12 protein-coding genes are annotated in these 11,198 nt (G+C 60.5%); 7 read left to right on the forward strand and 5 right to left on the reverse strand.

Features of this window, described 5'->3' with window-relative positions:
* Positions 1-109: 109 nt before the first annotated feature.
* Positions 110-1,543, reverse strand: a complete 1,434-nt coding sequence (locus ACIPL2_RS00895; protein WP_401352016.1) for a PLP-dependent aminotransferase family protein — start codon at positions 1,541-1,543, stop codon at positions 110-112.
* A 206-nt stretch (positions 1,544-1,749) separates the two neighbouring features.
* Here ACIPL2_RS00895 and ACIPL2_RS00900 point away from each other — a divergent pair, with 206 nt between their 5' ends.
* From ACIPL2_RS00900 to ACIPL2_RS00910, 3 genes are all read left to right on the forward strand, one after another.
* Complete coding sequence (locus ACIPL2_RS00900) at positions 1,750-2,190, forward strand: carboxymuconolactone decarboxylase family protein (RefSeq protein WP_401352018.1); 441 nt, start codon at positions 1,750-1,752, stop codon at positions 2,188-2,190.
* Between the two features lie 74 nt (positions 2,191-2,264).
* Positions 2,265-3,245 carry a LysR substrate-binding domain-containing protein gene (locus tag ACIPL2_RS00905; protein ID WP_401352021.1) on the forward strand — a complete coding sequence of 327 codons (981 nt, stop codon included), beginning with the start codon at positions 2,265-2,267 and terminating at the stop codon, positions 3,243-3,245.
* Positions 3,246-3,516: 271 nt separating this feature from the next.
* Positions 3,517-4,038 carry a GNAT family N-acetyltransferase gene (locus ACIPL2_RS00910; RefSeq protein WP_401352023.1) on the forward strand — a complete coding sequence of 174 codons (522 nt, stop codon included), beginning with the start codon at positions 3,517-3,519 and terminating at the stop codon, positions 4,036-4,038.
* A 1-nt stretch (position 4,039) separates the two neighbouring features.
* On the opposite strand, the gene ACIPL2_RS00915 is transcribed toward ACIPL2_RS00910, so the two are convergent.
* Positions 4,040-4,732 carry an aspartate/glutamate racemase family protein gene (locus ACIPL2_RS00915; protein WP_401352025.1) on the reverse strand — a complete coding sequence of 231 codons (693 nt, stop codon included), beginning with the start codon at positions 4,730-4,732 and terminating at the stop codon, positions 4,040-4,042.
* Positions 4,733-4,810: 78 nt separating this feature from the next.
* Here ACIPL2_RS00915 and ACIPL2_RS00920 point away from each other — a divergent pair, with 78 nt between their 5' ends.
* A complete protein-coding gene (locus tag ACIPL2_RS00920; RefSeq protein WP_401352027.1) occupies positions 4,811-5,587 on the forward strand; it encodes a helix-turn-helix domain-containing protein in 777 nt (258 codons plus the stop codon).
* 70 nt (positions 5,588-5,657) lie between these two features.
* Positions 5,658-6,152: a hypothetical protein gene (locus ACIPL2_RS00925; RefSeq protein WP_059403489.1), complete on the forward strand. Its 495-nt coding sequence runs from the start codon at positions 5,658-5,660 to the stop codon at positions 6,150-6,152.
* 130 nt (positions 6,153-6,282) lie between these two features.
* On the opposite strand, the gene ACIPL2_RS00930 is transcribed toward ACIPL2_RS00925, so the two are convergent.
* Together ACIPL2_RS00930 and ccoN are read right to left on the reverse strand one after the other, a co-directional pair.
* Positions 6,283-6,504, reverse strand: coding sequence for a cbb3-type cytochrome c oxidase subunit 3 (locus ACIPL2_RS00930; protein WP_401352029.1), 222 nt, complete (start codon positions 6,502-6,504; stop codon positions 6,283-6,285).
* Positions 6,505-6,519: 15 nt separating this feature from the next.
* Complete coding sequence (gene ccoN / locus ACIPL2_RS00935; RefSeq protein ID WP_401352031.1) at positions 6,520-7,947, reverse strand: cytochrome-c oxidase, cbb3-type subunit I; 1,428 nt, start codon at positions 7,945-7,947, stop codon at positions 6,520-6,522.
* 302 nt (positions 7,948-8,249) lie between these two features.
* Between ccoN and ACIPL2_RS00940 the strand changes: the two genes are divergently transcribed.
* Positions 8,250-9,923: a nitrite/sulfite reductase gene (locus ACIPL2_RS00940; RefSeq protein ID WP_401352034.1), complete on the forward strand. Its 1,674-nt coding sequence runs from the start codon at positions 8,250-8,252 to the stop codon at positions 9,921-9,923.
* A complete protein-coding gene (locus ACIPL2_RS00945) occupies positions 9,920-10,402 on the forward strand; it encodes a DUF934 domain-containing protein (protein ID WP_401352037.1) in 483 nt (160 codons plus the stop codon). Before ACIPL2_RS00940 ends, ACIPL2_RS00945 begins: the two co-directional genes overlap by 4 nt.
* A gap of 50 nt (positions 10,403-10,452) precedes the next feature.
* On the opposite strand, the gene ACIPL2_RS00950 is transcribed toward ACIPL2_RS00945, so the two are convergent.
* The gene (locus tag ACIPL2_RS00950) at positions 10,453-10,953 is read right to left on the reverse strand and encodes a hypothetical protein (RefSeq protein ID WP_401352039.1); all 501 of its coding nucleotides are present in this window, start codon (positions 10,951-10,953) and stop codon (positions 10,453-10,455) included.
* Positions 10,954-11,198 lie beyond the last annotated feature (245 nt).

Raw genomic sequence — 11,198 nt, forward strand, 5'->3', positions numbered from 1 at the left:
GAATCAGGCTGGACGAATCCTGCTCATTGAGGGATTACGCCTAAGCAGGATAGGCCTGCACCTGTGGACCGCCAATAGCCAATCAGAGGATAAAAAAGCAGACCAATCCTCACGCCACCTGCTGCAAAATGTCCCGCAGGCGATCCAGGGCAATGTCGATGTCGAGGGTTTCGATCGCGCCAAAACCGAGGAAAAGCCCGTCCCTTGGCGCTTGCTGGTAGAAAAAACTGTCGATGGGATAAACCCCGACTTCGACCTTTTTCGCCAGTTCGATCACCAATGGAATATCGATAGGCATTTTGCACATAACCACCATGTGGAATCCGGCCGTGGTGGGCACGGCTTCCAGCCACGGTGAAAGATCGCCCGCCATGCGTGCCAGAATTCGCTCCCGGCGCCCGGCATAGATCGTGTGGCAGCGCCGGATGTGCTTGAGCAGGCAGCCCTCGGCGATGAATTTGGCCAGCGCCCATTGGGGCAGGGTGGAGGTGTGCAGGTCGGTGAGCTGCTTGGCGCGGATCACCGCTTCGAGAATCGCCGGCGGCAGAATCGCATAGCCGAGTCGCAGTTCGGGCAGCAGGGTTTTCGAGAAGGTCCCGACATAGGCGACGATCCCGCGTTCGTCCATGCTTTGCAGCGAATCGGTGGGCCGGCCTTCGTAGCGAAATTCACTGTCGTAATCGTCTTCGATGATGATCGCGCCCAGTTCATGGGCCCTGGCGAGCAACGCTACCCGGCGCTCCTGGCTCATCGGCATGCCCAGCGGAAACTGGTGGGACGGCGTGACGTAAATCAGCCGCGTGCCATGGGGGATCTTGTCCACCTGAATGCCCTCGGCATCCACCGGCACTCCGATCACCGTGGCGCCGTGGCTGCCGAACAACAAGCGTGCCGGCGGGTAACCGGGGTCTTCCATGGCGACGAGGCTGCCCGGCCGGGTCAGCACCCGAGAGATCAAATCCAGTGCCTGTTGAGCGCCGTTGCACACCACCACGTCTTCGTCCTGGCAATTGACCCCGCGAGAAAACGCGATATGCCGGGCTATCGCATTGCGCAGTGCCGGCAGGCCTTCCGGCAAGCTGTAGAAGCCCTTGGAACCGGCGATCTGGCGCAACGCGTGCGAGGTGCAGCGCCGCCAGTCATCCTGGGGAAACTGCCCCTTGCTGGTGGCGCCGCCAATGAAGTCATAGCGCAACGAACCTTCCAGGGTCGGATGACGAAGGAACACCGGCAGGGTGCGCCAGGACTCGATGACGTCAAAACTCGCCAGTTCGGAATGGCTCTGTTTGCGGGTGATTTTCGACGCCCGGGCGTTGACGAAGGTGCCTTTGCCGATCACCCCGGTGAGGAAGTTCTCGTAGGTCAGTTGGGCGTAGGTGTCGGAAATGGTCTTGCGCGAAATGCCCAGCTGTTCTGCAAGTAAACGACTGGGCGGCAATTGCGTCCCGGCTGCCAGTCGGCCGGATTCGATGGCACTGCGCAGTTGGTTGTACAACTGGCCTGCCAGGTCCTTGCGGCCGTTGATGACAACATGAAGTTCCATACCGGCGTGGCTCCTGGGGCAATTGGGGCGCGTGTGCGTCGCGCCAGATTACCCGCATGAGGTGCTGCGCAATAGTTGCGTGGGCGAAAAACCGAGGATTGGTCTGCCGCCTGAGTGGTGCAGCGGTTTTTCGCTGAATTGGATCTGTAACGCCGGTGCATCAGCGTCTACCTTGGAGGTACACGTCCGATCAATCAGGTTGCCCCATGAACCCCCGTCTGGATTACTACAGCGCATCGCCCAAGGCGATGAAAGCCATGATTGCCATGGAGGCCTTGACCAGCCATCTCAGCATCGAACCGGCGCTGCTGCACCTGATCAAGATCCGTGCCTCGCAGCTCAATGGCTGCGCTTTTTGCACCGACATGCACTCGGTGGATGCGAGGCGACTCGGCGAGACTGACCGTCGGCTGTATTCGATTGTAGTCTGGCGCGACAGCGGCTTCTTCAACCCCCGGGAACGCGCAGCGCTCGCGTGGACCGAAGCGGTCACCTTGCTCTCTGAAAACCACGTACCGGACGACGTCTACGCCCTGGCCCGGGAGCAGTTCAATGAAGGCGAGATGGTCGACCTGACCATTGCCGTCACCACCATCAACAGCTGGAATCGCCTGGCGGTCAGTTTCCGCCAAACCCCGAGTGATTGAACCTGCTGTCATACCAGTTTCATGAAGGTTACGCAGGATGAAACCTTCAAGGACAGAAAGACAGGGAGTCACCGATGCCATTCATGGAAACCAGCGGCCGTCAGCGTATTGCCGAGTACCGCGCGCCCGTAGACAAAACCCCCTCCTGGCGCTCGCTGGCGGCGGGCCTTGATCCCGTGCTGGCGCATTCCTTTTGGGTCTGTGCGCGGTGCGGCTGTTTCATGCAGGCAGCCCGCAGTCTCAACATCAAGGCCACTCTGCTGCGCAAACAATTGGCGCAACTGGAAGCTCAGTTGCAGTGCTCGCTGTTCAGCCACTCAGACAATGGCTTTGCGCTCAGTCGTGACGGGTTGCAGCTGCACGCGCAATTGATTGCCCTGGCTCACGAACGCGACGTGCCGGTGATCGAACAGCCACTCATTCGTCTGGCGGTCGCCGAAACCATCCTGCATGACATCCTCGGCCGCGACCTGGTCTCGCTGTTACGCCGCAACGCCAGCGTGCGCCTGGACATCATTTCCCTGGACAGCGAGTTGTCGTTGCAGGCCGTCAGTGCCGATGTGGTGGTGTGGCTGGCGAGCCCCGACTCGCCGCTGCCAGGCCCGAGTTTTGCCACCAGCGAACCCCAACGGCTGGCGCAGCTCGACTACCTGCCGCACATCGCCAAGCGTTATTCGCGGGTCGCGGCCCGACCGGACAGCCTCGATGACCTGGCCGATTTCATGCTGGTGCAATGGCAGCATGACCATCAGGTTGAGAGTTTTCGACCGTGGAACAGCGTGGTGGATGAACGTCTGGCCGGGGTGGTGCAGTTGCATTCGTACGAATTGCTGCTGGAGATGATCCGATGCAGCGCCTGCATTGGTCTGTTGCCGCACTACATGAGCCAGTTCGACCGGGGATTGATTGCATTGCCCGGACTGTTCAGCCAGCCGATGCAACGCCAGGTATGGATGGCGGTCAATGCCGATTCTCAGGATGAGGATGGTGTGCAGGTGATTGTCGAGCTGATCCACAACACCTTCAACGAACGCCGGGAATGGTTCGAAGGCTGACCCTGTGGGAACAAGCCTGCTCGCGAAAGCGGTTTACCAGCCAACATTGAGGCTGAACATGCCGGCCTCTTCGCGAGCAAGCCCGCTCCCACACTGGATCTCCAGTCTTACGCAAAGTTGTGTTCACTGGAGATCCAATGTGGGAGCGGGCTTGCTCGCGAAGGCGGTGGATCAGCTGCATAGATGTCGACTGACACTCCCTCTTTCTCGCCACATCGCAACATTGCGTTGTAGAGTGAACGGCCATGTCTGCCTCAAGGATGAATCACCCATGACCGCCACCGAGTATGTCATTACCCTCGAACGCCTCAACGAATCCCACATCGAGGGCATCGCTGCGCTTTACCACGAACCCTCAATCGCTCGCCAAACCCTGCAAATACCGTTTCCCTCCACCGAGACCTGGCGCAAACGCCTGGTGTCGGACAACGAGCGAGTGGTGCAACTGGTGGCACTGCATCAAGGGGCGGTGATCGGCAGCCTTACCCTGGAGCAATTTTCGCGGATCCGTCGCAGCCATGCCGGGAGCTTTGGCATGGGCGTCGCACAGGCCTGGCAGGGCAAGGGCGTCGGTTCGAAACTGCTCGCGGCGGCGCTGGACATCGCCGACAACTGGATGAACCTGCGCCGGGTCGAGCTTTCGGTCTACGCCGACAACGAAACCGCCATTGCCCTGTACCGCAAATTCGGCTTCGAAAACGAAGGCGTGTTCCGCGACTACGCGGTGCGTGACGGTGTATTCGTCGATACCTTGAGCATGGCGCGTCTGCGTTCCATGCCCAAATCCTCTTAGGTCAGTCTTCCAGCGCAAACGCCACCGCCGCCTGCGCATGCAGTTCGGTGGTGTCGAGCAAGGGCAGGGCGCTGTGTTCGGATTTGATCAGCAGGCCGATTTCGGTGCAACCGAGGATGATGGCCTGGGCGCCGCGCCGGGCTAGTGATTCGATGACCTGTTGATAGACCTGGCGCGACGTCTCGCTGATCACCCCGACGCACAATTCGTCATAAATGATCCGGTGCACGGCCTGACGTTCCTCGGCCTCCGGCACCAGCACGGTCAAGCCTTGCGCGGCGAGGCGCTCCTTCAAAAAGTCCTGCTCCATGGTGAACGCCGTGCCCAGCAAACCGACCTTCAGCGCACCGGCGTCGACCGCCGCCTGACCGGCCGGGTCGGCAATGTGCAGGAACGGAATGTTGATCGCTGCCTGAATCTGCCCGGCCACCTTGTGCATGGTGTTGGTACACAGCACCACGCAATCGGCGCCGCCAGCCTCCAGCCGCCGCGCCGCCTCCACCAGGATCAACGCCGCATCGTCCCAGCGCCCGGCATGCTGGGCCTGTTCGACAGGCCCGAAGTCGACGCTGTACATTAGCAATTTGGCCGAACGCAACGGCCCGAGCCGGTCGCGCACCTGTTGGTTGATGAGGCGGTAATACTCGGCGCTGGACTCCCAGCTCATGCCGCCGATAAGGCCGATGGTGCGCATGCTGTGCTCCTGTTGTTGGCAACCCTTTGCTTGAGAGTCTCCCGTGAATCTTGGTGTCGATCTATCAGGAAATTTCACATGCCTTCAGTGCTGAGCCAGGACGTGCTGGGCGGCAAACTCTGCCTGCAACTGTTGCCTCGCGCGGCGTATAGCGCGCGGGACCCTGCGCAGTGGCAAACCCTGGGCGTGACGCTGGAGCGGCAACAAGGCGTGCATGCGATCGATTCGGATCAGCGGGTCGATTTCGACACATTGCCCGGCGTGTTGGCCTACACCCCGGTTGACGTGGAAGTGTTTTCCGAATCGGCCAGCGGTGGCGAATACCTGCTGATGCGCCTGGACCAGCAATTGGCCAGCGAGCATTTGCCCGCCGTGGGCCACCGTGTGCAGTCTTCGGGCAATCGGCAGGCGCTGAATCTGGCCCGGGAGGTGCGGCGGCTGTTGCTTTCACCGCAACCCGACACCTTGGCACTGGAGCAGTGTGCCCTGGGTTTCATCGGGCTTGCTCAACGGCACAGCGAAACCACCCACCGCGCCATGCCCAAGGCCTTCACCCGCGTACTGGATCAGATCGCCGAGCAGTTCCATCAGCCACTGACGCTGGAACAACTCGCCGCCACCTACGGGCAAAACGAGCTGCGCTTTCTGCGCGACTTCACCCGGGCGATCGGCCTGACGCCCCACGCTTACATTGTGGAAGTCCGGCTGCAAGCGGCCCGTCGGATGATCGAAACCACTGACCAGTCTCTAGCGAATATCGCTCTCGACAGCGGTTTCGCCCATCAGTCACACATGGGCAGCGCCTTCCGCAAATACCTGGCCATGACCCCCAGCCACTACCGCTCACACTTTTAGTCGTACGCCCGTTGCGCGCATCTGCCATGCTCAAAGTCCGCAGCACCGCTTCAACCAAAGGAACACCGCAATGGACGACGTACAGCAACTGGGTGAGATGCTTCGCCACTACGCAGAAAGCGAAGCGCACAAGAAACAACTGTTTGAGTCGCAATCGGCCGTGTGGGCGACGCGCATTGGTGAGCTGTTCGATCAGATCCAGCAGTGGCTGGAACCGGTCCAGGCGCCGAATCTGCTGGAAGTGAGCCGCGAAGCGTATGTCGCCTCGGGGCCGAGCGTGCCCGTCGAGACGTCGACCTTCAAGACCGAGAAGCTGTCCATTGTGATCGCTGGCAAACCGGTGGAGTTCGTTCCGGATGTGATGGGCGCGGGCGGACAGATTTCATTGGCCGTGATGGGCCTGACCGCCGCGCGTTATGGCAGCATTTCGCTGGTGTGCCTGCCGCCGTCCAGCAACTGGCAGTGGCGCAAGACCAATGGCCTGAAAGACCCGGACACCTTCGCGTTTGACGCTAACTTTCTGGCGCAGCAACTGCAGAGCCTGATCCCCCGCGAGCGCAGCTGAATGCTCTGACACTGGCACACAACCCTGTGGGAGCGGGCTTGCTCGCGAAGGCGTCGGCACAATCAACACTGATGTTGCCTGACACACCGCTTTCGCGAGCAAGCCCGCTCCCACAATGATCGGCGTTGGATCAAATTTCGAGGTTTCCCCAGCCCGGCTTGGCGACTTCAGGCGCAACGGCCTTCACCGTCTTCCCCGTTGCCAACTCCACCCGCCGCGCCACCTCCGGGTCATCGGCAAACGGAATCAGGCTGGCATCCTCCAGGCTCTGCGCCGTCTCGTGCTTCAAGCAGTATTCGACCGCCAGCCAAAGCCCGGTCACGCCCAACACATTCAGCACGATCTCCATCATCTCAAGCTCCTCGCCTCAGGCAATCTGCGCTTCACGCTCGGCCATCGCCACGTCGGCAACCCGTACCGTGCGCCAGACGTTGTAGGCCATCAGCAGCATCCCGCTGAGGAAGAACACCCCACCGACAAAGCGCACCACGAAGCCCGGATGGCTGGCCTGCAAGGCTTCGACGAAGGAATAGGTGAGCGTGCCGTCGTCGTTGATCGCCCGCCACATCAAACCCTGAGTGATGCCATTGACCCACATCGACGCGATGTAGAGAACGGTGCCGATGGTCGCCAGCCAGAAGTGCAGGTTGATCAGCGGCGTGCTGTGCATCTGCTCGCGACCAAAGACTTTCGGGATCATGTGGTACAGCGAACCGAAGGTAATCATCGCCACCCAACCGAGCGCGCCGGCATGCACGTGGCCGATGGTCCAGTCGGTGTAGTGGGAGAGGGCGTTGACGGTTTTGATCGCCATCATCGGCCCTTCGAAGGTCGACATGCCGTAGAAGGCCAGGGACAACACCAGGAAGCGCAGGATCGGGTCGGTGCGCAATTTATGCCAGGCGCCCGACAGCGTCATCATGCCGTTGATCATCCCGCCCCAGCTCGGCGCCAGCAGGATCAACGACATCGCCATGCCCAGCGATTGCGCCCAGTCCGGCAAAGCCGTGTAGTGCAAATGGTGCGGGCCAGCCCAGATGTACAGGGTGATCAGCGCCCAGAAATGCACGATCGACAACCGATAGGAATACACCGGCCGCCCGACCTGTTTCGGCACAAAGTAATACATCATCCCGAGGAAACCGGTGGTCAGGAAAAACCCCACGGCGTTGTGCCCGTACCACCACTGCACCATGGCGTCGGTGGCCCCGGAATACACCGGATAGGACTTGAACCAGTCCACCGGAATCGCCAGGTGGTTGACCACGTGTAGCATCGCAATCACCACGATGAACGCGCCAAAGAACCAGTTGCCGACGTAGATATGCCTGGTCTTGCGCTGCACCACGGTGGTGAAGAACACGATGGCGTAAGCGATCCATACCACGGTCATCCACACCGCGCCGGAGAACTCGATCTCTGCGTATTCCTTGGTGGTGGTGTAGCCCAGCGGCAAGGTGATCAGCATCACCACGATCACCGACTGCCAGCCCCAGAAAGTGAACGCGGCGAGCTTGTCGGAAAACAGCCGCACCTGGCAGGTGCGTTGTACCGCGTAATAACTGGCAGCGAATTGCGCGCTGCCGGCGAAACCGAAAATCACCAGGCTGGTGTGCAGCGGTCGCAAGCGGCCGAAGGTGGTCCACGGCAGGTCGAGGTTCATCTCGGGCCACACCAGTTGCGAGGCGATCCACACCCCCATCGCCATCCCCACGACGCCCCAGACGATGGTCGCCACGACGAATTGGCGGACGACCTTGTAGTTATAGGCCTGTCCGATTGTTGCTGTGCTCATGGTCAATGCTTCCACGGTTGCAAAGTCTTCCCAGACCACCCGGCCTGGCCTGTGATGCACTGTAGAAACCCTGCCGGAAACAAAACAGACTCAGGAAAACTTCATTTATGCGGATCAGATAGGGCGCATGCCTGCGGCGATCTGCCGCGCGCTGATATGGTTTTTTTGAACTCAGGTGAATCTGTAACGCACTGCGCCGCAGGTGCATAGTCAACCCATCGAAAACGGGCCATAGCGCTTCAAGCTCAGTGAAATCCCACAGGGGATGTGCAGAGCCCGATCAATCCTGATGAGGTAGCCACATGTATCAGTACGATGACTATGACCGGGCGCTGGTATTCGAGCGGGTTGCGCAGTTCCGCGATCAGGTCGAACGCTTCATGGCGGGTGAGTTGAGCGAGGAAGAGTTCCTGCCGTTGCGCTTGCAGAACGGGCTGTACATGCAAAAGCACGCCTACATGCTGCGCGTGGCGATTCCTTACGGAACCCTGAGTGCCCATCAGTTGCGCACGCTGGCGAGCATCGCCCGTGATTACGATCGCGGCTACGGTCACTTCACCACCCGGCAGAACATGCAGTTCAACTGGATCGAACTGGCCCAGGTGCCGGACATCCTCGAACGCCTGGCCCAGGTGGAAATGCACGCGATCCAGACCTCCGGCAACTGCGTGCGCAACATCACCACCGAAGCCTTCGCCGGGGTTGCGGCGGACGAGATGATCGACCCGCGACCGCTGGCGGAAATCCTCCGGCAATGGTCGACCATCAACCCGGAATTCCTGTTCCTGCCGCGCAAGTTCAAGATCGCCATCTGCTCGGCGGAGCAGGACCGCGCCGCGATCATGATGCACGACATCGGCCTCTACCTTTATCCGGGCGCGGACGGGCAAATGCTCCTGCGGGTGATCGTCGGTGGAGGGCTGGGGCGTACGCCGATCCTCGGTCTGCAAATCCGCGAGGGCTTGCCGTGGCAGCACCTGCTGTCCTACGTCGAGGCGGTGCTGCGGGTGTACAACCGCCACGGCCGGCGGGACAACAAATACAAGGCGCGGATCAAGATTCTGGTCAAGGCGTTGGGCATCGAGGCCTTCGCCAAAGAAGTGGAGGAGGAGTGGCAGTATCTCAAGGACGGTCCGGCGCAGTTGACCGACGTCGAGTATGAGCGTGTGGCCAGTGCCTTCGTCGCGCCGGAATACCGCACGCTGTCCGACACCGACCTGGAGTTCGGCACACGCCTGGCCGAGAATCCGGTCTTCGCCCGTTGGGTCACGCGCAATGTCCAGCCGCACAAGGTGCCGGGTTACGTCTGTGTGGTGCTGTCGACGAAACCGGGCATTGCTTCACCGCCGGGTGATGTCACAGGCGAACAAATGGACGCCGTGGCCGCCTGGTCCGAGCAATTCGGTTTCGGTGAAATTCGCATCGCTCACGAGCAGAACATCGTCCTGCCGGATGTGCGAAAGGCAGATCTGTTCGGGCTCTGGAGCCTGGCTTGCGAGCAAGGCCTGGGGTGCGCCAATGTCGGTTTACTGACCGACATCATCGCCTGCCCCGGCGGTGACTTCTGTGCGCTGGCCAACGCCAAATCGATCCCGATCGCCCAAGGGATCCAGGGCCGTTTCGAAGACCTCGACTACCTGCATGACCTGGGCGACATCAGCCTCAATATCTCCGGTTGCATGAACGCCTGCGGCCACCACCACATCGGCAATATCGGCATTCTGGGGGTCGATAAGAACGGCAGCGAGTGGTACCAGATCACCCTCGGCGGCTCGCAAGGCAAGAACAGCGCGCTGGGCAAAGTCATCGGCCCGTCCTTCAGCGCCGCTGAAGTGCCCGACGTGATCGAACGGATCATCGCCACCTTCGTCCGTTACCGCGAAAGCGAAGAACTGTTCGTCGACACCTTGCAGCGCATCGGGCTGGAGCCGTTCAAAGAGGAGGTTTATCCGAAACTGCTGGAGGTGTCGGCATGAACAATCTGCTGCGATTGGACGACGGCGTGGCGCGGATTGACGCCGACGATCCCTGGACGCTGGTGCGGGAGGTCAATGAGGAATGGCCGGCCGGTGCAGTGATTCTGCCGTTGGCCCGTTGGCTTGAAGGGCCACCGCAAAAGGGCGTGTGGCTCGGGCCGGACGACGAGGTGGAAAGCCTCAAGCCGTGGTTTGCGCACCTGCCGCTGATTGCCCTGGATTTTCCGAGTTTTCGTGACGGCCGTGCCTACAGCCAGGCGTATTTGCTGCGCACGCGATTGGGCTGGACGGGTGAGTTACGCGCGGTGGGTGATGTGTTGCGTGATCAGCTCAGCCATATGCGCCAATGCGGTTTCGACAGCTTCGCGGTGCGCGAAGACAAATCTGCGGAGGACGCGCTTAAAGGGTTGGCGGGGATGAGCGTGTTGTACGGACGTTCGGTGATTGAGCCGCGGCCGTTGTTTCGCCGACGGGGTTAAACCGTCGGCGAAGAGGGCGCATCCTTGAGCGCAGGATGCGCCGAGTGCTGTCAGTTGATACGGATCAGCGCCGCTTGGTCGCGGGGTGACAGCTGATCGATTTCTAGCAGCGTCAGCTCTTTTGGTGCTTCACCGGGCAATGGGTTGCCAAGGTTGCCTGCGGCGCCCTCGGGCAGTTTGTACATTGCGCCAGTCAACGGATCGACGACCAGCAAACCAATCAGGCCACCGATCAGAATGTTGCCCCAGTACCAGCCACTCATGCTGGTTTCCAGTGTGGTGCTGGCATCGGCGTAACCGTCTTTCTTGAAGGTAATGGTGTAGGCCTCGCCCTTGAAGTAGCCACGACCGGAAGGCAGCGTCACGGTATTGGGTGTGGAGCCGTTATGCACGACCACACCGGCCTTGTTCGTGATCGTGAAGTTGGCACCGCTTGGGGTGCTCGATACGTTCACCGGGTACTTGCTGTTCCCGACGATGCTCGCGCAGCCCGAAGTCACGAGTGTGGTGGTCAGGACGGTAACGGTAAACAGCTTGCGGAGAGCTTCCATTGTTGTTCCTTGAGACAGGGCTTTGCCGTCATTGGCCGAGGCGTGCTTCATGTAGCCTCGAAATGTTATTCAGGGGTTATTTCGCGGCAGGAACTTTATACTAGTGGCTCGGTGATATCACGCAAAATTCGAATGAATGAGTCTCCATCCGCTATCACAATCGGGTAAGAGTCGCCGACTGGGTATTTACCCCTAACCTAATCAGGGGTCGCACGGACGCCATCGCGAGCAAGCCCGCTCCCACA

This window comes from Pseudomonas sp. NPDC086251, assembly GCF_044746405.1.
Classification (GTDB): domain Bacteria; phylum Pseudomonadota; class Gammaproteobacteria; order Pseudomonadales; family Pseudomonadaceae; genus Aquipseudomonas.